At 72.5% G+C, this 19,016-nt stretch carries 22 protein-coding genes; 18 read left to right on the top strand and 4 right to left on the bottom strand.

Annotation, left to right across the window (positions count from 1 at the left end; translation table 11 throughout):
• Positions 1 to 11 precede the first annotated feature (11 nt).
• Together ABZT18_RS19115 and ABZT18_RS19110 are read right to left on the bottom strand one after the other, a co-directional pair.
• On the bottom strand, positions 12 to 1,157 hold the full coding sequence (locus ABZT18_RS19115) for a glycosyltransferase (RefSeq protein WP_355252043.1): 1,146 nt from the start codon (positions 1,155 to 1,157) through the stop codon (positions 12 to 14).
• Between the two features lie 79 nt (positions 1,158 to 1,236).
• On the bottom strand, positions 1,237 to 2,253 hold the full coding sequence (locus tag ABZT18_RS19110; protein WP_354996059.1) for a glucosyl-3-phosphoglycerate synthase: 1,017 nt from the start codon (positions 2,251 to 2,253) through the stop codon (positions 1,237 to 1,239).
• Between the two features lie 195 nt (positions 2,254 to 2,448).
• On the opposite strand from ABZT18_RS19110, the gene ABZT18_RS19105 reads away from it, so the two are divergent.
• The 8 genes from ABZT18_RS19105 (at position 2,449) to ABZT18_RS19070 (ending at position 11,585) form a co-directional block, all read left to right on the top strand.
• Positions 2,449 to 3,459 carry a Gfo/Idh/MocA family oxidoreductase gene (locus tag ABZT18_RS19105; RefSeq protein ID WP_355252041.1) on the top strand — a complete coding sequence of 337 codons (1,011 nt, stop codon included), beginning with the start codon at positions 2,449 to 2,451 and terminating at the stop codon, positions 3,457 to 3,459.
• Entirely contained in the window at positions 3,452 to 4,540 is a 1,089-nt protein-coding gene (locus ABZT18_RS19100) for a zinc-binding alcohol dehydrogenase (protein ID WP_354996057.1), read from the top strand. Before ABZT18_RS19105 ends, ABZT18_RS19100 begins: the two co-directional genes overlap by 8 nt.
• A gap of 52 nt (positions 4,541 to 4,592) precedes the next feature.
• Positions 4,593 to 6,344, top strand: coding sequence for an ABC transporter ATP-binding protein (locus tag ABZT18_RS19095; protein WP_354996056.1), 1,752 nt, complete (start codon positions 4,593 to 4,595; stop codon positions 6,342 to 6,344).
• 75 nt (positions 6,345 to 6,419) lie between these two features.
• On the top strand, positions 6,420 to 8,711 hold the full coding sequence (secA2, locus tag ABZT18_RS19090; protein WP_355252038.1) for an accessory Sec system translocase SecA2: 2,292 nt from the start codon (positions 6,420 to 6,422) through the stop codon (positions 8,709 to 8,711).
• Between the two features lie 179 nt (positions 8,712 to 8,890).
• Positions 8,891 to 9,631, top strand: coding sequence for a GAF and ANTAR domain-containing protein (locus ABZT18_RS19085; protein WP_354996054.1), 741 nt, complete (start codon positions 8,891 to 8,893; stop codon positions 9,629 to 9,631).
• A gap of 242 nt (positions 9,632 to 9,873) precedes the next feature.
• A complete protein-coding gene (locus ABZT18_RS19080; protein ID WP_354996053.1) occupies positions 9,874 to 10,365 on the top strand; it encodes a DUF2231 domain-containing protein in 492 nt (163 codons plus the stop codon).
• A gap of 62 nt (positions 10,366 to 10,427) precedes the next feature.
• Complete coding sequence (locus ABZT18_RS19075; RefSeq protein ID WP_354996052.1) at positions 10,428 to 10,622, top strand: helix-hairpin-helix domain-containing protein; 195 nt, start codon at positions 10,428 to 10,430, stop codon at positions 10,620 to 10,622.
• A 204-nt stretch (positions 10,623 to 10,826) separates the two neighbouring features.
• On the top strand, positions 10,827 to 11,585 hold the full coding sequence (locus ABZT18_RS19070) for a class I SAM-dependent methyltransferase (RefSeq protein ID WP_354996051.1): 759 nt from the start codon (positions 10,827 to 10,829) through the stop codon (positions 11,583 to 11,585).
• Positions 11,586 to 11,694: 109 nt separating this feature from the next.
• Here ABZT18_RS19070 and ABZT18_RS19065 read toward each other — a convergent pair whose 3' ends face one another.
• Together ABZT18_RS19065 and ABZT18_RS19060 are read right to left on the bottom strand one after the other, a co-directional pair.
• The gene (locus tag ABZT18_RS19065) at positions 11,695 to 12,642 is read right to left on the bottom strand and encodes a DUF3500 domain-containing protein (RefSeq protein ID WP_354996050.1); all 948 of its coding nucleotides are present in this window, start codon (positions 12,640 to 12,642) and stop codon (positions 11,695 to 11,697) included.
• A 32-nt stretch (positions 12,643 to 12,674) separates the two neighbouring features.
• Positions 12,675 to 13,067 carry an ankyrin repeat domain-containing protein gene (locus ABZT18_RS19060; protein WP_354996049.1) on the bottom strand — a complete coding sequence of 131 codons (393 nt, stop codon included), beginning with the start codon at positions 13,065 to 13,067 and terminating at the stop codon, positions 12,675 to 12,677.
• Between the two features lie 63 nt (positions 13,068 to 13,130).
• Between ABZT18_RS19060 and ABZT18_RS19055 the strand changes: the two genes are divergently transcribed.
• The 10 genes from ABZT18_RS19055 to ABZT18_RS19010 all read left to right on the top strand — a co-directional run bounded on the left by ABZT18_RS19055 (position 13,131) and on the right by ABZT18_RS19010 (position 18,982).
• A complete protein-coding gene (locus ABZT18_RS19055) occupies positions 13,131 to 13,508 on the top strand; it encodes a signal peptidase I (RefSeq protein ID WP_354996048.1) in 378 nt (125 codons plus the stop codon).
• Positions 13,509 to 13,620: 112 nt separating this feature from the next.
• Positions 13,621 to 14,076 (top strand): cysteine dioxygenase family protein, encoded by a 456-nt coding sequence (locus tag ABZT18_RS19050; RefSeq protein ID WP_355252035.1) that lies wholly within the window; start codon positions 13,621 to 13,623, stop codon positions 14,074 to 14,076.
• Positions 14,077 to 14,123: 47 nt separating this feature from the next.
• Positions 14,124 to 14,612, top strand: a complete 489-nt coding sequence (locus ABZT18_RS19045; protein ID WP_355252032.1) for a rhodanese-like domain-containing protein — start codon at positions 14,124 to 14,126, stop codon at positions 14,610 to 14,612.
• Between the two features lie 50 nt (positions 14,613 to 14,662).
• On the top strand, positions 14,663 to 15,211 hold the full coding sequence (locus ABZT18_RS19040; protein WP_354996045.1) for a winged helix-turn-helix domain-containing protein: 549 nt from the start codon (positions 14,663 to 14,665) through the stop codon (positions 15,209 to 15,211).
• Between the two features lie 247 nt (positions 15,212 to 15,458).
• Positions 15,459 to 16,064, top strand: coding sequence for a winged helix-turn-helix domain-containing protein (locus ABZT18_RS19035; protein ID WP_354996044.1), 606 nt, complete (start codon positions 15,459 to 15,461; stop codon positions 16,062 to 16,064).
• A 41-nt stretch (positions 16,065 to 16,105) separates the two neighbouring features.
• On the top strand, positions 16,106 to 16,768 hold the full coding sequence (locus ABZT18_RS19030) for a uridine kinase (RefSeq protein WP_355252029.1): 663 nt from the start codon (positions 16,106 to 16,108) through the stop codon (positions 16,766 to 16,768).
• Positions 16,769 to 16,932: 164 nt separating this feature from the next.
• Complete coding sequence (locus ABZT18_RS19025) at positions 16,933 to 17,331, top strand: TraR/DksA C4-type zinc finger protein (RefSeq protein WP_354996042.1); 399 nt, start codon at positions 16,933 to 16,935, stop codon at positions 17,329 to 17,331.
• A 48-nt stretch (positions 17,332 to 17,379) separates the two neighbouring features.
• Positions 17,380 to 18,252, top strand: a complete 873-nt coding sequence (locus tag ABZT18_RS19020; RefSeq protein ID WP_355252026.1) for a DUF72 domain-containing protein — start codon at positions 17,380 to 17,382, stop codon at positions 18,250 to 18,252.
• A 123-nt stretch (positions 18,253 to 18,375) separates the two neighbouring features.
• Positions 18,376 to 18,561 (top strand): hypothetical protein, encoded by a 186-nt coding sequence (locus ABZT18_RS19015; RefSeq protein ID WP_355252023.1) that lies wholly within the window; start codon positions 18,376 to 18,378, stop codon positions 18,559 to 18,561.
• Positions 18,554 to 18,982 (top strand): DUF2267 domain-containing protein, encoded by a 429-nt coding sequence (locus tag ABZT18_RS19010; RefSeq protein WP_354996039.1) that lies wholly within the window; start codon positions 18,554 to 18,556, stop codon positions 18,980 to 18,982. The genes ABZT18_RS19015 and ABZT18_RS19010 overlap by 8 nt, the downstream gene beginning before the upstream one ends.
• The last annotated feature ends 34 nt before the right edge of the window (positions 18,983 to 19,016 follow it).

Genomic DNA, 19,016 nt, shown 5'->3' with positions numbered 1-19,016 from the left:
CCGCCGCGCAGTCAGGCCGACACGCTGGCCAGCTGCCGGACCCGCTCGTACAGCTCGACGTAGCGCTGGGCCATCACCGCGGGTGTGAACCGCTGCGCGGCCACCTGCCGGCACTCGTCGGGGTCGAGCAGTTCGGCGGCGAGTACGAGGTCGCCCAGCTCCTCCTCGTCGGTGGTGAGCAGCCCGGTGCGGCCGTGCTCGATCAGCTCAGGCAGGCAACCCCGGGAGGTGGCCACCACCGGCGTGCCCAGAGCGAGCGACTCGACGACGGCCGTGCCGCCCGGCTCCTCCCACCGCAGCGGGAACAGCGACGCGCGGGCGCTGGCGAGCAGGTCGTCCCGATCCTGACCGGCCACGGTACCGATCCAGCGGACCAGGTCACCGTCGACGTGCGGCGCCACCTCGTCGAGGAAGAACCGCACGTCCGGGTTCTGCCGGGCCTCGTCGCCGGCCGCGGCCAGATCGGCCGGCCGATGATACGGCCCGACCGGGCCCGCCAAAACCAGCGGGAAACCGATGCGATGGGCGAGCCGAGCACCCACGTCCTGCCCCTTGCCGGGGTTGATCCGGCCCAGGATGAGCAGGTGCTCGCCCTTCTCCGGCCGGGGCCGCCGGTCGGCGTCCACGGCGAGCGGGGTGGACAGGTGCACATGCCCCACCGAGTGCTCCCGCAACGCCAGCGGGGCTCGAGCCAGTTGCGACGCGGAGACGCCGTTGACCCGGACCCGGTCGCCGCCGTCCAGGCCGCCGTAGAGCGCGGGGTGCTTGGCCAGGTCCCAGTGCAGCGTGTGCAGGGTCGGCGGGCCGGTCGGCCCCATCGCGGCGAGCGTGGCCAGCCCGACCGCCTCCACGTGGTCGTGCACCAGGTCGATGTCGTCGCGGGAGTGCAGCTCGCGGACCACCCCGGCCAGGTGCGCCTGGGCGATCCCGCAGACCTGGTTGTACGGCCGCTGCAACGCGGCGAACTGGCCGTCGGCGAAGACCGACATCTGCTCGTCCACCGGCAGGGTGCTGCTGCCCACCGAGGCGAGCACCACCCGTACGCCGAGTCGCCGCAGCTCCGGCACCAGCGTGGCGATCACGTTCTCGATGCCGCCGTAGCCGGGCGGTGGCACGGACAGCCACGGGCCGGCGTTCATCAGCACGGTTAGGCTCATCGTGCCCGTCCCTTCCTGCCGCTCACTGTGCCTTCGGTTCGCGACTGCGGGGCTCGCAAGATCGGCTCACTCCTCACGCTCACGCGGCGGCCACCCGTCGGCGGGGCACCCGGTGGCGAAGCTCGGCCAACGGCGGGCGCTCGTCGATGGACACGTCGCTGACCACGATCTCGCGGTCGAGGTTCGGCAGCGTGTCCGAGCCACCGCGACGGAACTGGGTCAGCAACGCCTCCGGTGCCAGCCCGGGGGCCGCCCAGCCGCGCCGCTGCAACCGGGACCAGGCGGTCAACATGATCTGCGCGGACATCCGGCCGAGGGCCGCCGTGTCCTGGTGCCGGTGCTTGCGCTCACCGAGGTCGACCTGCGCCAACGCGTCCAGGCCGACCAGGTCGAGCAGATCGATCAGCATGGCCGTCTCCACCCCGTACCCGGAGACGAACGGCACCTGGGACAGCACGTCGCGACGGGCCGCGTACTCGCCGGCGAGCGGCTGCACGAAGCCGGCCAGCTCGGGCCAGAAGAGGTTGAGCAGCGGTCGGGCCATCAGCTCGGTCACCCGGCCCCCGCCGTCAGGCTCCACGCTGGCGGTGCCCACCAGGGGCCGGTGGTAGAAGCCCTTCACGAAATCCACCGACGGGTCGGTCAGCAGCGGGCCGAGCAGCCCGCTCACGAAGTGCGGCCGGAACTCCCGCAGGTCGGCGTCGATGAACGCCACCACGTCCCCCTCGGCGGCGGCCAGACCGGCCCAGAGCGCATCGCCCTTGCCGGTCAGTCGCGGCAGCCCCCGCGTCATCGCGTCCTGACTGACCACCTCGGCGCCGGCGGCACGGGCCACCTGCGCGGTGCGGTCGGTCGAGCGTGAATCCACCACGATCAGCTCGTCGACCAGGGCGACCCGATCCATCAAATGCTCCCGGATCGTCGACACGATCGCGCCGACGGTGGCCTCCTCGTTACGCGCCGGCAGCACCACGCTGACCCGGGTCTCGCCCTTGGCACGCAGCAACCGGCGCGCCGGCCAGTCTGCCGCCGAGGTCGTCCGGTACGTGGCCCACGCCTCCACCACCGGTGACACGCTTGATGTCATATCCCGCACGGGCACCCCTCCGTTCGTGCGTGGAAAAACCGAATTTGGTTGTTCCCATTCGCCACCACGCGCTAACCGCTTGCAAGGCATCAGCTTGATCACGGACGTGACGTCAACGCGTTCCCGGGGGATGAACGTTTGATTGCGCACACCCCAGGGGACTGCTCCCATCGCACATGAAACGTCCTCGGAGGGGTTGTCGGAATGCGTGAATGTCGGGTGGGTCTGATCGGAGCCGGAGGAGTGGCACAGCGTCATGCCCGGGTGCTGGCCGGTTTCGATGACGTCGAGTTGGTCGGGGTCACCGACGTCGCGCCGGAGGCGGCGGCCGCGCTGGCCGCACAGCACGGCGGGCAAGCCTGCGCCGACGTCGCCGAGCTGCTGGCCACCGGCCCGGACGCCGTGTATGTCTGCGTGCCACCGTTCGCGCACGGCCCGGCCGAGGAAGCGGTGATCGACGCCGGGGTGCCGATGTTCGTGGAGAAGCCCGTCGCGGTCGACCTGGCCACCGCCGAGCGGATCGCCGACCGGATCGCGCGCAGCGGGCTGCGCACCGCCGTCGGCCATCACTGGCGCTACCTGAGCGTGCTCGACGAGGCCCGCGAACTGCTCGCCGACCGCCCCGTGCGGATGGTCAGCGGCGCCTGGCTGGACAAGGTGCCCCCGGTGGCGTGGTGGTCGCGGCGGGACCGCTCCGGAGGCCCGGTCGTCGAGCAGGCCGCACACGTGCTGGACCTGATCCGGACGTTGGCCGGTGAGGTGACCGAGGTCACCGCATACGGCAACGGCACACCGCCGCCGGTCGACGGCGCCGACATCGACTCGGTGACCACCGCCACGCTGCGGTTCGCCAGCGGTGCGGTCGGCACGCTCAGCGCGGCCTGCGTACTCGGCTGGAAGCACCGCGCCGGCCTGGAGATCCTCGCCGACGGGCTGGCCCTGTCGCTCACCGAGGACGGCCTGTCGATCCGTGACGCCGACGGTGAACGACACGTCCCCGCCGACCCGGAAGCCGCCCGGGTGGCGGTGGACCGCGCCTTCGTCGACGCCGTACGCGGCATCGGCGACGACGTACGCGTCCCGTACGCCGAGGCGCTGGCCACCCAGCGGCTGGCCCTCGCGGTGGCCGACTCGGCCCGCACCGGCGAGACCGTTCGGCTCGCCACCCCGACCCTGCCGGCAGCGCTCAGCACGGGGGTGACCGTCGATGCGTGACAAGGTCGTGGTGGTCACCGGCCCCGGCCGGGTCGAGCTGGTGGAGCAGGACGCCGCGCCGGTCCGCCCCGGCACCTTCCGGGTCGAGACGCTGTTCAGCGGCGTCTCCGCCGGCACCGAACTGAGCTACGTCAAGGGCACCAACCCCTACCTGAACGTCACCTGGAACGCCGACCTGGGGCTGTTCCAACCGGGCGACGCGAGCACCCCGTACCCGGTGACCCGGCTCGGCTACATGCAGGTCGGCCGGGTGGTGGAGAGCGACACCCCGGCCGTCGCCGTGGGCACGGTCGGCGCGATGACGTACGGGCACCGCACCGGCTGGCTGGCCGACCCGGTCGCCGAGCGGTTCGTGGCGCTGCCCGACGACCTGGACCCGCTACTCGGCGTCTACGTCGCGCACATGGGCCCGATCTGCGCCAACGGCCTGCTGCACGCCGCCGCCGACCTGCACGGCACCGACGTCCGCGCGCTCGGCGACGGGGTACGCGGCCGACGGGTCGCGGTGGTCGGCGCCGGTGTGGTGGCGCTGCTGACCGCGCTGTTCGCCCGACGAAACGGCGCTGCCTCGGTGGTGGTGCTCGACCCCACCCCGCAACGCCGCCAGGTCGCCGAGGCGCTCGGCCTGGAAACCCTCGATCCGGGTGCGGACGACCCGGCGGTGGTGCTCAAGACCCGCTGGGCGCACACCGCCGGCGACCGGGGCGCCGACGTGGTGTTCCAGTGCCGGGGGCAGGCGTGGGCGTTGCAGCTCGCCCTGCGGCTGCTTCGGCCACAGGGCACCGTCATCGACCTCGCCTTCTACCAGGGTGGCGCGGACGCGGTCCGGCTCGGTGAGGAGTTCCACCACAACGGGCTGTCGCTGCGCTGCGCGCAGATCGGTCGGGTGCCACGCGGGCTCGCGCCCACCTGGGACCGGGAGCGGCTCTCCGCCGAGACCATCGACCTGCTCCGGACGTACGGCGATGTGATCCGCAAGCACCTCGTCTCGGCGGTGGTGCCGTTCGACGAGGCGCCCACCCTGCTCACCGACCTGGCGGAGCGTCGCCGCCAGGAGCTTCAGGTGGTGCTGGCCGTGTGACCTGGCGTCGCAGCGCGCTCGCCAGGTGACGGGCCCGGCTACCGTTCCCGGCATGAGCACCCCGAAAGATCGGCCGGTCGGTCTGACCGCGCTGCTGCCGTACCTCCGTGAGCACCGCGGCACCCTGGCCGTGGTGGGCGCGCTGTCGCTGGCCGGGGCGGGGGCGTCACTGGCCCAGCCGCTGCTCACCCGGTCGGTGCTCGACCGGGTGAGCGACGGCCTGGGCGTGTCCCGGCTGGTGGCGGTGCTGGTGGTGCTGGTGCTGCTCGGCGCGGCGATCGGCGGCCTGCGCAACTACCTCCTGCAACGCACGGCCGAAGGGCTGGTGCTGGGCACCCGGCGACGGTTGGCCGGGCACCTGCTGCGGCTGCCCATCGCCGAGTACGACCGGCGGCGTACCGGTGATCTGCTCTCCCGGGTCGGCTCGGACACCACCCTGCTGCGGGCGGTGGTCACCTCCGGGCTCTTCGAGACGGTCACCGGGGCGGTGATGGTGCTCGGCGCGGGCACCGCCATGGTCCTGCTCGATCCGCTGCTGTTCGGCGTCACCCTGCTCGGGGTGGGGCTGGGGCTGGGCTTCGCGGCCACGTTCGCGCGGCGGGTCCGGGCACTGGCCCGTGCCGCCCAGGAGCGGGTCGGCGAGATGACCTCGGCGGTGGAGCGGTCCATCTCGGCAGCCCGGACCATCCGGGCCAGCCGGGCCGAGGCCCGGGAGACGGAAACCGTCACCGGCAGCGCCCGCGCGGCGTACGGGGCGGGGCTGCGGGTGGCCCGCGTGCAGGCGGTGGTCGGGCCCATCGGCTCGGTCACCGTGCAGGGCGCTTTCCTGCTGGTGCTCGGCATCGGCGGGGCCCGGGTGGCCGCCGGCGCGATCACCGTCGGGGATCTGGTCGCCTTCGTCATGTACCTGTTCTTCCTGGCTCTGCCGCTGGCCCAGGTGCTGAACGCGTACACCCAGTTGCAGACCGGCCTGGGCGCGCTGCAGCGGATCGAGGAGATCCTCGCCGTGCCGGCCGAGGGCGCGGCGGACCGGCCGGTGCCCGCCGCTGCCGGCGTGACCGCCCCCCGCCCCGCCCCGATGATCGAGTTCGACCGGGTGGGGTTCGGCTACCCGGGCGGTGAGCCGGTGCTGCACGAGGTCAGCTTCGCGGTGCCGGCCGGCACCCGTACCGCCCTGGTCGGCCCCTCCGGCGCCGGCAAGTCGACCCTGCTGGCCCTGGTCGAGCGCTTCTACGAGGTGAGCGCCGGCGCGGTCCGGCTCGACGGCAACGACGTTCGGGACCTGCCCCGCGACGCGCTGCGGGCCCGGCTCGGCTACGTCGAGCAGGAGGCCCCCGTGCTGGCCGGCACGCTGCGGGAGAATCTGCTGATCACCACCCCGGACGCCACCGACGACCAGTTGCACGGGGTCCTCGACGAGGTCAACCTGGGCCACCTGGCACAGCGCTCCCCGCAGGGCCTCGACGTCCAGGTGGGGGAGGGCGGGGTGCTGCTCTCCGGGGGTGAACGGCAGCGGTTGGCCATCGCCCGCGCGCTGCTGGCCGGCCCGCCGGTGCTGCTGCTCGACGAGCCGACCAGCAACCTCGACTCGCGCAACGAGGCCGCGCTGCGCCGCGCCATCGACGCGGTGGCCGTCCGCCGCACGCTGTTGATCGTGGCGCACCGGCTCGCCACCGTGGTCGACGCCGACCAGATCGTCGTCCTCGACGGCGGCCGGGTGGTGGCCGTGGGCACCCACGCCGAACTGACCGCCACGGACCCGCTCTACCGGGAGTTCGCCACCCACCAGCTGCTGGTTGGCTGACTGCGTCCCGTCGGCGTCGACATGCCGGGCGGCCGGGCCGCGCGAGCCGGCCGGAATCGCGTACCGTTGCCGCTCATGGGTGTGTCGCAACGGTTCAAGAGCAAGTTCCGGCGGTTCCTCCAGCGCCCCGGCTCGACCGTGGATCTTGCTCCACTGGAGAAGCTGCTGCCGGCGATCGAGGCGCGCGAGGCCGACCTCGGCGCGCTCGACGACGCCGAGTTGACCGAGGCCGCGGGTGCCGCCGCCGACTACGAGGCGATCTGCGCCGTCGGCCGCGAGGCCGCCCGCCGTGGCCTCGACCAGCGGCCGTACGACGTGCAGCTGCTCGGCGCGATGGCGCTGCTCTCGGGCAAGGTCGCCGAGATGGCCACCGGTGAGGGCAAGACCCTGACCGCCACGATCGCCGCGTACGGGCACGTCCGGCTCGGCAACGGGCCGGTGCACGTGCTCACCGTCAACGACTACCTGGCCCGCCGCGACGCCCAGTGGATGGAGCCGGTCTACACCCTGCTCGGCCTCACCGTCGGCTGGGTCAACGAGGCCTCCACCCCGCAGGAGCGGCGCGACGCGTACGCCTGCGACGTCACCTACGTCTCGGTCAGCGAGGCGGGCTTCGACTACCTGCGCGACCAGCTGGTCATCGACGTGGACGACCGGGTGCAGCCCGCGCTGGCCACCGCGATCGTCGACGAGGCCGACTCGATCATGATCGACGAGGCCCGGGTGCCGATGGTTCTCGCCGGCGCGGTGCCGGGCGAGCAGGACCCGGTGCACGCCGCCGCCGGGCTCGTCCGCGGCCTGCGCAAGGGCAAGCACTACACGGTCGCCGAGGACGGGCGTAGCGTGGCGTTCACCTCCGCCGGCCTGGCCGCCATCGAGGCCAAGCTCGGCATCGACCTGTACGACGAGGAGCACGTCGCGCAGCTCTCCGCGGTAAACGTGGCGCTGCACGCGCACGCCCTGCTGCACCGTGACGTGGATTACATCGTCCGGGACGGCTCGGTCGAGCTGATCGACGAGATGCGCGGCCGGGTGGCCCAACGCCGCCGCTGGCCGGACGGGCTCCAGGCCGCGGTCGAGGCCAAGGAGGGCCTGGACGCCACCGCCGAGGGCGAGGTGCTGGGCACCATCGCCGTGCAGGCGTTCCTCGGGCTCTACCCGAAGCTCTGCGGCATGACCGCCACCGCGGTGCTGGTCGGCGACCAGCTGCGGGAGTTCTTCGGCCTCGAGGTCGCGGTGATTCCACCGAACACGCCGTGCGTCCGCGAGGACGAGCCGGACCGGATCTACGCCACCCGGGCGGAGAAGGACGAGGCGCTGATCGACGAGATCCAGCGCTGGCACGCCAAGGGGCGGCCGGTGCTGGTCGGCACGCTGGACGTCAAGGAGTCCGAGGGGCTGGCCGCCGGGCTGAACGCGGCCGGGGTGCCCTGCGTGGTGTTGAACGCCAAGAACGACGACGAGGAAGCGGCGATCATCGCCGAGGCCGGCGCGTACGGCGCGGTGACCGTCTCCACCCAGATGGCCGGCCGGGGCGTCGACATCCGGCTCGGCGGCAGCGACCAGAGCGACCAGGAGCGGGTGTCCGAGCTGGGCGGGCTCTATGTGATCGGCAGCGGCCGGCACGACAGCCGCCGGGTGGACGACCAGCTGCGCGGTCGGGCCGGCCGGCAGGGCGACCCGGGCGGGTCGGTCTTCCTCGTCAGTCTGGAGGACGACCTGGTCGTCCGGCACGCCGCCGACTCGGTCCCGGCGTCGCCGCGGATGAACGCCGACGGTCTGGTGACCGACGATCAGGTGGACTACGCGGTGGAGCACGCCCAGCGGGTCGCCGAGGGCGTCAACCACGAGATCCACCGCAACACCTGGCGCTACAGCGTGGTGACCGAGCAGCAGCGCAAGGCCCTCGCCGCGCGTCGGGAGCGGCTGCTGACCAGTGACGTGGCCGCGGTCATGTTGCTTGAGAAGGAGCCCGAGAAGGCCGGCGAGATGGACGAGGACCTGCTCGCCCGAGCAGCCCGGTCGATCGCGCTCTACCACCTGGACCGGCTCTGGGCGGAGCACCTGGCCGAGCTGTCGGAGGTCCGCGAGGGCGTGCACCTGCGGGCGCTGGGCCGGCTCGATCCGCTGGACGAGTTCCACCGGGCCGCTGTGCCGGCATTCAACAACCTGGTACCGGAGATCGAGGCCCGCACCATCGCCACCTTCACCGAGACCGAATTCGATGAGGACTGGCAGCCCGGGGACGGCACCCTTGTCCGGCCCACCGCCACCTGGACGTACCTGGTGCACGACAACCCGTTCGGTTCCGAGCTGGACCGGCTGATCGCGTCGATCGGGCGGCGGCTCAGCGGCGCCCCGCGCTGACGTAGGCCTTCGGGGCCTCTGTCGCGCGTCCGCGTGCGGCAGAGGCCCTGATTTACGCCGTTTCGACACGGGTTACGCGGGGTAGTAGGGCTGGTCGGTCAAGTCGGGAGAGAGCAGACGATGACACAGGTGACGATGCCCGCTGGGCAGGCGCGAGAGTGTACGGAGGCTGCGAACCGGTGAACCTCGACACGCGGGAACCGGTGGTGCAGAACCTCGGCGTCCTGGAAACCGCCGCGCTGTTGCGGGAGCTGACCGCCGGCCTGATCGCCGTGACCGATTTCGACCAGGCCCTTTTGGCGCTGGTCCGGGTCACCCGGGACGCGCTGGCCGGGGTGCGCTGGTGCGGGTTCACCGCCCTGCGCGCCGGCGCACCGGCCGGGGTGGCCGCCTCTGACGACCGGCTGGCCGGCCTGGACGACCTTCGGCACGGGCCCGACTCGCCGGCGATGAGCGCGATCCGACGCCGCGAGATGATCCTCGCCGCCGACCTGGCCGGTGAGCCTCGCTGGCCGACCTGGACGGCGCGCGCCCGCGACCTCGGCGTCCGCGGGGTGATCTCCGCGCCGGTGGACATCGACGACCAGGTGATCGGTGCGATCAACCTCTACGCCGGATCGCCGGACCTGCTGACCCCGAAACACCAGCTGACCGCGATGCTGCTCGCCGAGCACGCCGGCCTGCTGCTGGCCGCCGTCCGCGACCGTGGCCGGCAGCTCGCTCTCTCCAGCGAACGGGACGCCTCGCAACTGCACAACGGGGTGGTGGGCCAGGCCGTCGGCGTCATCATGACGCAGCGCGGGTGCCCGCCGGCCGAGGCCCTCGAGGTGCTGCGTACCGCCGCGTCGTCGTTGGACATCCCGCTACGCGAGGTGGCCGAGCGACTGGTCCGTACGGTCTCCCGCCCCCGCGACAACTGACTGGCCGCTCGGGTTCCTGATCGACCCCAGGTCGCCGACATCGGGGTCTCCCGGCGCTGAGATAGCCCGACATCGCCGACACGGAGTCGATCATCCGCTGCTCTGTCCGTCCAGTGTCGACGGGCGCGGCGGCGTGCCCGTTCTCCCTGCCGGCGGCGAGTCGGGCGGCATCGTTTCGCCGCAACCGGGCTCGGGTAGCACTCTGGTGGTCAGGTGAGCTGCGCCGACCCGGGGGAGGACCAATGCAAAGCCGGCTGCGGGTGCAGGGGCACCCGATCCAACCGATGCTGGTGACGTTCCCGTTCGGGCTCTTCGTCAGCGCCACCGTCTTCGACCTCACCGACGTCGTCGGCGGGCCGGCGTTCCTGGGCGAGGTCGGCTACTGGACGGGCGTCGCCGCCCTCGTCGCCGCAGCGCTGACCGCGGTGGCCGGCATGGTCGACCTGTGGGACGTACCAGGTGACCGCACCCGCCGCACCGCGATCGCCTTCAACCTCGTGAACGCGGCCATGGCCGGCATGTTCCTGCTCACCAGCCTGGTTCGGGCACAGTCCCCGCAGCGCGGGGCGTCAGCCGCGATCCTGGTCACCGAGCTGGTCGCGCTGGCCGTCGGCGGAGTCGGCGTGCACCTGGGTGCCCGGCTCATGCGCCAGTTCGACACCGGTCGTGCCGAGACCGGCAGCCTGGACGCGCTCGCCGGTTCCACCGTCGAGATCGTCCGCCCACGCCCCTGACCCGACCGGCAGGGGTGGCGCGGAGCCCGGTCTCCAAGGAACTGGCCGTCTACCATCCACGGATGACCTCGTCCCTGGACACGCTTCCGAAGATCGGTGCGCCCGCGACTCGAGCCCTGAACGGCGCCGGCTACACCACACTGCGCCAACTCGCGGACGTCCCCCGGTCGGACCTGGCCACACTGCACGGCATGGGACCGAGGGCGCTCGACATCCTCCAGGCCGCCCTCGAAGAGCACAATCTCAGCCTCGGCTGAGTTCGGCCGCTCTTCCCGAGCGCCTGTGCCGTTGCCGACGCCACAGGGCTACCAGCTCCCCTGAACCGGGAAATACGGCGGGCGTGCTCTGATCCGCCCCGCCCTGACCCTCGCCCGCCCCTTGCCCGGCCCCTTGCCCGGCCCTCGCCCGGGCGGCGGCAAATGAGTTGCCGGACGTGCGACCGCCCGGCGAGGCTGACCGCCATGAACGCCGAGCGTGACGCCGAGAAGTTGATCGCGGAGGCAGCCGCCGCGCCGGTCGACGGTTGGGGCTTCGACTGGCTGGCCGGTCGTGCCACAGAGGAGCGTCCACCCTGGGCGTACGCCCAGTTGGTCGCCGACCGGATGGCACGCGCCGACGCGGCGCTGGACGTGGACACCGGCGGCGGGGAGGTGCTCGCCGAGGTGCCGCGCCCGCCGAAGCTGCTGATGGCCACCGAGGGCTGGCCGCCGAACGTCGAGGTCGCCCGACGGACCCTGCGCCGGGTGGGCGCGACAGTGGTGGCGGTCGACCCGGATGGTCCGCTGCCGTTCCGTGACGCCTCTTTCGACCTGGTGGTCAGCCGACACCCGGTGCGTACCGACTGGGCGGAGACCGCCCGGGTGCTGCGACCGGGCGGGACGTACCTGTCGCAGCAGATCGGGCCGGGCACCATGCGGGAGCTGAGTGAGGCGATCCTCGGTCCGCTGCCGCCGGCGACCCAGCGGCACCCCGAGCACGCGGTCGCCGCCGCCGAAGCTGCCGGGCTGCGGGTCGTCGACCTGCGCCGGGCCACCCTGCGGGCGACCTTCTCCGACATCGGCGCGGTGGTCTGGTTCCTGCGCAAGGTGATCTGGACGGTGCCCGGGTTCACGGTCGACCGCTACCGCGCCCAACTGCTGAACCTGCACCACCGCATCACCACCAAGGGCCCCTTCGTGGCCCATGCCGAACGCTTCCTCATCGAGGCCACCCGCCCCTGACCTCCAGAGCGTCGATCATGGAGTTGTGGTGCTTCACAGAAGCCATAGTTCAGGGCGATCCGCCCACCACAACTCCATGATCGACGGAGCGGTCGGGGGACGGGGGGGGTTAGTGGTGGGTTTGGTGGTGGGTGGCTAGGACGTCGGCTCCGAAGTCGCTGGCGGGGCGGCGCAGCACGGTGTGCGCATGGTTGCCGTCGGGGGTGGTGTTGTCGTACTCGATCAGCAGGTCGTCGCCCTGCACCCGGTAGTAGTGCCGCTGCCCGGGGCGGGTCGGGCCGGCCCAGGCGAAGTGCAACTGGCCGGCGTCGAGTCGGGTCGACTCTCGGATGGCCAGCTCGGGGGGTAGCCGGTCCAGGTAGAGCGCGACCACCTGGTCGAGCAACGCGCGGCCGGTCGGCCCCAGCCGGTTCGCCGGAACGCCGAGCGGTTCCAGCGGCCCGTCGACCCGCCCACGGGTGGCGCTGATGATGTCCGCTGGCGCCTCGTCGTCGATGATCGCGGCGGCCCGCTCGGCCGGCCCCAGCGCGTCGAGCAGTGCCCGGGCCAGGTCCTCCTCGACGCCGAGTGGGCGCGAGACCGGGCGGCCGGCGTACCGGACCACGGCCGGGTTGGCGCCGAAGAAGATCGGCGCGGGGGAGACCTGGTCGTCCACCACGGTCATGTTCACCGACAGGTGGTGTCCTTCGATCCGCCACGCCCAGCGGTCGTCGCGCGCTGGATCGCCGAACACGGCCACCCAGTAGTCACCGCTGTGCCGCCCGCGCTGCCAGCCCTCGGCCCGGTCCAGCACCTCCTCCAGCGAGATGATCGCCATCGCCTGCGCGTACGCCGATGGGCTCAGCGCGGTGGCCAGCAGCCGGTGCGCGGCCTTGCGCCCGGCGATGTCCAACTCGGCGAGGCAGACGCCGGGTCGGGGTCGGGGCCGGTACTCCAGCCAACGCCGGGCCGCCTCGTCGTCGAACGGGTGCAGGGTGCTCTCGCGGGCGGCGGGGTCGAGCGCGGCCAGCAGTGTGGTGCTGGCGGCCCGCATCTGCTCGGGCAGGGGATCTTCCACCGACCCTGTATACCGGCACGTCGGTGCCCGTGTCAGCCGGCGCGCAGCAGCTCCGCCATCTCCGGAAGGTCGAAGAACTGCGCGGTCTCGGCCGCGGACGGGTTACCGTGTGCCGGGTCGGCTCCGGCGGCGAGGAGCGCGCGGACCGCCTCGGTGCTGCTGCGGAAGACCGCGGCGGCAAGCGCGGTCTGACCCCGGTCGTTGGCGCGGGAGTGGTCGGCGCCGCGACTGAGCAGGGCGGCCACCGTGTCCGGGTGGGCGTGGTAGGCGGCCAGGATCAGCAGGGTGTCGCCCTTGTCGTTGGTGAGGTTGACCGGTAGGCCGGCGTCGAGCTGCGCGGCCAACTCCTCGGTGGAGCCGGCCCGGGCCAGGTCGAACATCCGGTGCGCGAACGCCAGCGTCTCGGCGTCGAGTTCCTCGGTCATCGGTCCAGGTTAGTCGCACCGGCCCTGATAGGTTGCTCGGCCGGCGCACTGGGGGAGGGTCCGATGGGTGAGACGGTGTACGTGGGCAACGCGGGTGTCGACGGTGCTGCCAACGCCGGCTGGCTGCTCGGGCACTTCGCGCCGCCGGGGGAGATCCGACACAGCACCGACGTCGAGGTGAAGTGGGGCGTGCATCCGCCCGGACAGGCCCGGTCGCGGTGGGCGACCGGGGAACGGCGAACCACCCTGCTCGTCCTCGTCGAGGGCTGTTTCCGGGTTGAGCTTCCGGACCGGACAGTGCGGCTGGCCGCGCCGGGCGACTACGTGGTGTGGGCCCGTGGGGTGGACCACTCCTGGTTCGCCGAGCGTGCCTCGGTGGTGTTGACCGTGCGGTGGCCGTCGGTGCCCGGCTACCGGGTGGACCCTCCGGTACTGCTCTGATCGGCCGTGGCCACGACACGCGTCCCAGCAAATGGAAATACCTACTAAACCTATAGGCTTTGCCGTCTAGAGTACGAGGGCACCCCCGCCGAACGACCCGCGAGGAACCGCCATGACCCACCACCGCCCGGAGCCCGACCTGCTCACCGTCGCCGCCCGGTGGGCCGACCCGGCCGGCTGGCCAGTCGCGCTGCGCTTCGACCCCGCCGAACGCTGGTACGCCCGCCTCGCAGCCGGCGACGACCACGAGGTGTGGGCACTGAGCTGGCTGCCCGGGCAGGGCACCGACCTGCACGACCACGGCGGCTCCGCCGGAGCGTTCCGGGTCGTCACCGGGACGCTCACCGAGGACACGGTCACCGGTGGCCGGTTGCGCCCACGGCTGCTGCCCGCCGACGCCGGTCGCCGCTTCGGCCCGCGACACGTGCACCAGGTGACGAACCGGGGCCCGGCACCGGCGGTCAGCGTGCACGTCTACCGGCCGGCGCTGGTGCGGATGACCCGCTACCACCTCGTGGACGGGCGACTGCGGATCGCCGAGGTGGCGGAGGCCGGCCGGTCCTGGTGAGCGCGGCGAGCCACGATCCCATCCCTTGTCACCGAGAGGAACCGAGAATGCAGGTAACCGCCGAGCACTGTCCGGCTCCCATGCCGCCGCCGGGATCCCGGGGCATCGACGAGATCCTGGCCGCCGCGCGTGGCCGCCTCGACCGGCTGGATCCGGAGCGGGCACACCTGGCAGGCCGGGCCGGAGCGCTGCTGGTCGATATCCGGCCAGCCGCACAGCGGGCCGCGCACGGCGTGGTGCCGGGCTCGCTCGTGGTCGAGCGCAACGTGCTGGAGTGGCGCTTCGACCCGCGCTGCCCGGCCCGACTGCCGCAGGCGGTCGACTACGACGTACCGGTGGTGGTCCTCTGCCAGGAGGGCTACACGTCGTCGCTGGCCGCCGCCGCCCTGCAGGACCTCGGCCTGCACCGCGCCACCGATGTGGTCGGCGGATTCGCGGCCTGGCGGATCGCCGGCCTGCCGGCCCTCGGCCCGACCCCGCTGCACCGCCCGTTCCCCCTCGCGTCCCCGGTCACCGCCGGGCGGGCGCGCCGCTGACCGTCACGCCGCACCGGGCGTGGCGGGCGTACCGCCACTCAGGAGGCACCATGTCCGTCGTCGCCATCCCCACGCGCCGCCACCCGGGTGCGCGCCCGGTCCGTCCGCGCACCGGCCCGACCCTGACCATCACCCTCGACCTCGCCCCCGGGCCGCTGAGCCCCCGGGTGGCCCGACTGGTGCAGTTGCTCGGCGAGCTGGCCGAGTCGGGGGAGGGTCAGCTGCGTACCGTCGAGGATGTCGCGTCGGGCCCGCGACCGGCCCCGAGCCCCGCCACCGGCGAGCCGTCCGCCGACGGGGACCACGTCCGCATCCTGGCCGGTTCGCGGATGGTCCGCCGGGGCGACCGGGCCGTTCCGCTGACCCGCATCGAGTACGAGCTGCTGCTGTTCCTGGCCGAGCGGCCGCGCCGGGTCTTCACGCGTCTCCAGTTGTTGTCCAGCGTCTGGGGTTACGAGCACGCGGTGGCCCGGACCGTGGACGTGCACGTCCGCCGGCTGCGCGCCAAGCTGGCCGGATCGGAGCTGGTCACCACCGTCTACGGGGTCGGCTACCGGCTGGCTGACGAGGCACGGATCAGCGTGGACCGCACCCGCTGAGCCCTGGTCCGGTGGCGATGTGACCCCCCGGTGAACCGGGCGGGGACCCCCGTATCGGGGCATCTCGGCGACTCTGCTGTAATCATCAGGCTTCGTACGCAGAGCGAGCGTCTGGCTCCGATGTGTTCGTCAATTGTCACATTCATGCAACGCAGCCGCCTCTTGACCCTCGCCCAGGCGCCGGGAAGCATCGATGCAGCGGCGTCCCGGGCCGTGGGGAGATACCCGGACCAGCCCAAGGAGGACCATGTCGGTCAGCCCTGCCTCGTCGCGCGCCGGATGGCATACGTCCCAACCCGCGGTGCCCGGTCGACCACCGGGCGGCCAGCGCCGCCCGGCGAACACCGCCGCGCCCGTGCTCACCGTGACGCTGTCCATCCCGCTGGCCTGTGAGGAGTCGCTGACCCCGGCGGCACGTCGACTGCTCGAGGCGGCCCGCGAGATGCTGGAGCGGGGCGAGGGTGTGATCATCGGTTCGGTCCCGGCCGAACGCCGCCCCGACCAGGCGCCGCCCAACCGGTCGCCGGCCCGGGCGCTCAGCCCGACCATCCCCGCGCTGCACATCCTCTCCTCGTCGCGCTCCGTGCTGCGCGACGACGAGCCTCTGCCGCTCACCCGGCTGGAGTTCGACCTGCTGCTGCACCTGGTCGCCCATCCGCGCCGGGTGTTCACCCGGCTGCAACTGCTCAACGCCGTCTGGGGCTACGAGCACGCCGGCGTACGCACCGTCGACGTGCACGTGCGTCGGCTGCGCGGCAAGGTCGGCGTGGACGTCCCCCTGGTCACCACCGTCTACGGCGTTGGCTACCGGCTGGCCGACGACGCCCGGGTCACCATCGACCGCACCGGCTGACCGGCGTCACCGACCCACCCGGCGCGGGGCAGGATGGTCCGGTGCGCATCCGCCCCATCTCGCCCGACCTGCTCGTCACCGAGCTGACCGGCCTGCTGGCCGACGCGGCGACTCGCGCCGAGACCGCCGCCGCCGGGCCCGCACGGCTGCGGGTGGCGGTGGACGGCGCCCCCGCCGCCCGCGTCGACGAGTTGGCCGCCGCGCTCGTCGACCCGTTACGTGCCCGGGGTCGCCCCGTGCTGCACGTACGCGCCACCGACTTCCTCCGCCCCGCGTCGCTGCGCTTCGAGTTGGGCCGCACCAACCCGGATTCCTTCTACGAGGCCTGGGTCGACGAGGCCGGGTTGCGCCGGGAGGTGCTCGACCCGGCCGGCCCCGGCGGCAGCGGTCGTCTGCTCCCGTCGCTCTGGGACGCCGACGCCGACCGGGCCAGCCGCGCCCGTTACGTCGACCTGCCAGCCGGCGGCGTCATCCTGGTCAGCGGCCCGCTGCTGCTCGGCGGCGGCCTGCCCTTCGACGTCACCATTCACCTGGAGATGTCCTCGGCGGCGCTGCGTCGGCGCACCGATCCGGCCCAGGAGTGGGCGCTGCCGGCCTTCGACCGGTACGCCGAGGAGGTCGTCCCGGCGAGCTTCGCCGACGTGGTGGTGCGGGCCGACGACCCCCGCCACCCCGCGCTCGTGGAGCCCGACGGCGACGGCTGACAACCGCTGGGAATTCGCCGGTTTGCTCGGCTGATCCGGCGGGTACTCGCCCGGCTCACAGAGCGCGGGTGACCGCCCGCGTACCGAATGCGACCGTGACCGGGGCCTGACGCCGCCGGCAACCGGTTCACCGTGAGCCACAGGCTTAAGGAAGGCAGGCAGCGATGCTCGTCCACGACACGGTCGGTACGGCCCGTTCCCAGACGGAGATCGACCAGATCCGGCTCTCCCTCCAGGCGCGCTACGACGAGCTGACCGGGGAGTACGAGCAGGCCCTGCTCCAGAGCCAGGTGCTGCGGCTGGTGGAGGTCGGTGACACCGCCGGCGACGACCAGGCCGACAGCGGCACCAAGACGGCCGAACGGGACACCGCGCAGTCCCTGCTGCGGACCATTCTCGACCGCCGCGCCCAGTACGAGCACGCTCTCGGCCGACTCGACGAGGGCACCTACGGCTGGTGCGAGGGCTGCTCGGCGGCGATCCCGGTGGAACGGCTGGAGATCTTCCCGTCCGCCACCACCTGCGTGACCTGCAAGCAGACCCGCGAACGGCGGGCGGCCTGAGCGACGCCAGCGGTTGCCGGTCGGTCCACGACGCGATGGACTTCACCCATGGGTGACATCCTCGTGGGCACCGCGTCCTGGACCGATCGCACGCTGCTGGACTCGGGGTGGTATCCGCAGACCGCGGACACGCCGGAGAAGAGGCTGGCCTACTACGCCCGGCAGTTCCCGTTGGTCGAGGTGGATGCCACCTACTACTCGCCCCCCGCCGAGGCGACGGCGCGGCTGTGGGTCGAACGCACCCCGGCCGGTTTCACCTTCAACATCAAGGCGTTCAGTCTGCTGACCGGGCATCCCACCCGGGTCAGCGCGCTCTACAAGGACCTGCGGCCGGAGACCGACAAGAAGAACGTCTACCCCGACGACCTGCCCGCGCAGGCGTACGAGGACGTGTGGACGCGTTTCCTGTCCGCGCTGGACCCCCTCGTCGAGGCGGGCAAGCTGGGCGCGCTGCTGTTCCAGTTCCCGCCCTGGTTCACCATCAAGCGGGCCAACAAGCAGTACCTGCTGGAGGTGGCGAAGCGCTGCGCGCCGCTGCGTCCGGTCTACGAGTTCCGGCACGCCTCCTGGTTCGACGGCGACAACGCCGACGAGACCCTGGCCTTCCTGCGCGAGCACAAACTGCCGTACGTCTGCGTGGACATGCCGCAGGGCCACCGCTCGTCGCTGCCCCCGGTGCTGGCCGCCACCGCGGACCTCGCGGTGGTGCGCTTCCACGGCCACAGCGACAAGTGGACCAGCAAGGACATCCACGAGAAGTTCGGCTACCACTACTCGAAGCGGGAGTTGGCCGACTGGGCGCCGAAGCTCCGCGAGTTGGCCGACGAGGCCGGGCAGACCCACGTTCTCATGAACAATTGTTACCGCGACTACGCACAGACCAACGCCACGACGCTGGCCGGGCTCCTCGGCGCCGACTGATCCCCGTCGCCGGCTCACCCGATCCGGGTGGGGTCGGCTCACCCGCTCCGCCGGCAGGGTGGACACGGTGGGTACGGCCGCCTGAGGGTGGCCGACGCCGGAGATGACACGGAGGTGACGGGGATGACGGTTCGAGTGGTGACGGATCGACGGCGTGGTGCCGTCCTGCACGTGGTCGGTACGGCCGACAACGCCCGGCGCGCCCCGAAGGGCAGCCCGGTGCGGGCCCGCCGCGGCCCGGCGGGGCCGCCACGGCGCGCCGACGACAGACGGTGGGACAGCACGGAACGGGGGTCGACCGATGGCTGATGCGATGATCTCAGCGTTCGAGTCCTCGCTGGACAAGACGAACCTCATTCTCAAGGACATCGAGAACGCGTACGGGTGGCCGAAGGATCGGCGCAATCAGTCGTACGCGGCCCTGCGCACGGTGTTGCACCTGCTGCGCGACCGGCTGCCGGTGGACGAGAGTGTGGAGTTCGCCCAGCAGTTGCCGGTGCTGGTCCGGGGGATCTACTTCGACGGCTGGAACCCGTCGGACGTCCCGATCAAGCTCAACCGGGACGACTTCCTCTACGAGGTTCGTCAGGGCTTCCCGTACGACGTCCAGGGCGGCCCGGAGCGGGTGACGCAGGTGGTGCTGGACACCCTGCGCCGACACGTCACCCAGGGCGAGTGGCAGGACGTGAAGGACACCATGCCCAAGGACCTCGCCATGATGATGCCGTGATGGCCTGACGCCGCGAGCCCGCCCGACGACCCGT

The sequence above is a fragment of the Micromonospora sp. NPDC005291 genome (assembly GCF_040607415.1).
Classification (GTDB): domain Bacteria; phylum Actinomycetota; class Actinomycetes; order Mycobacteriales; family Micromonosporaceae; genus Micromonospora.
This window is presented reverse-complemented; position numbering and strand designations above follow the sequence as displayed.

Bases quoted from the DNA above. Each gene is read 5' to 3' on its own strand.
- ABZT18_RS19070 (WP_354996051.1), top strand. From the start codon at position 10,827: ATGAACGCCGAGCGTGACGCCGAGAAGTTGATCGCGGAGGCAGCCGCC.
- secA2 (WP_355252038.1), top strand. From the start codon at position 6,420: ATGGGTGTGTCGCAACGGTTCAAGAGCAAGTTCCGGCGGTTCCTCCAG.
- ABZT18_RS19115 (WP_355252043.1), bottom strand. From the start codon at position 1,157: ATGAGCCTAACCGTGCTGATGAACGCCGGCCCGTGGCTGTCCGTGCCA.
- ABZT18_RS19045 (WP_355252032.1), top strand. From the start codon at position 14,124: ATGCAGGTAACCGCCGAGCACTGTCCGGCTCCCATGCCGCCGCCGGGA.
- ABZT18_RS19080 (WP_354996053.1), top strand. From the start codon at position 9,874: ATGCAAAGCCGGCTGCGGGTGCAGGGGCACCCGATCCAACCGATGCTG.
- ABZT18_RS19105 (WP_355252041.1), top strand. From the start codon at position 2,449: ATGCGTGAATGTCGGGTGGGTCTGATCGGAGCCGGAGGAGTGGCACAG.
- ABZT18_RS19025 (WP_354996042.1), top strand. From the start codon at position 16,933: ATGCTCGTCCACGACACGGTCGGTACGGCCCGTTCCCAGACGGAGATC.
- ABZT18_RS19100 (WP_354996057.1), top strand. From the start codon at position 3,452: ATGCGTGACAAGGTCGTGGTGGTCACCGGCCCCGGCCGGGTCGAGCTG.
- ABZT18_RS19050 (WP_355252035.1), top strand. From the start codon at position 13,621: ATGACCCACCACCGCCCGGAGCCCGACCTGCTCACCGTCGCCGCCCGG.
- ABZT18_RS19075 (WP_354996052.1), top strand. From the start codon at position 10,428: ATGACCTCGTCCCTGGACACGCTTCCGAAGATCGGTGCGCCCGCGACT.
- ABZT18_RS19015 (WP_355252023.1), top strand. From the start codon at position 18,376: ATGACGGTTCGAGTGGTGACGGATCGACGGCGTGGTGCCGTCCTGCAC.
- ABZT18_RS19010 (WP_354996039.1), top strand. From the start codon at position 18,554: ATGGCTGATGCGATGATCTCAGCGTTCGAGTCCTCGCTGGACAAGACG.
- ABZT18_RS19035 (WP_354996044.1), top strand. From the start codon at position 15,459: ATGTCGGTCAGCCCTGCCTCGTCGCGCGCCGGATGGCATACGTCCCAA.
- ABZT18_RS19020 (WP_355252026.1), top strand. From the start codon at position 17,380: ATGGGTGACATCCTCGTGGGCACCGCGTCCTGGACCGATCGCACGCTG.
- ABZT18_RS19055 (WP_354996048.1), top strand. From the start codon at position 13,131: ATGGGTGAGACGGTGTACGTGGGCAACGCGGGTGTCGACGGTGCTGCC.
- ABZT18_RS19060 (WP_354996049.1), bottom strand. From the start codon at position 13,067: ATGACCGAGGAACTCGACGCCGAGACGCTGGCGTTCGCGCACCGGATG.
- ABZT18_RS19095 (WP_354996056.1), top strand. From the start codon at position 4,593: ATGAGCACCCCGAAAGATCGGCCGGTCGGTCTGACCGCGCTGCTGCCG.
- ABZT18_RS19040 (WP_354996045.1), top strand. From the start codon at position 14,663: ATGTCCGTCGTCGCCATCCCCACGCGCCGCCACCCGGGTGCGCGCCCG.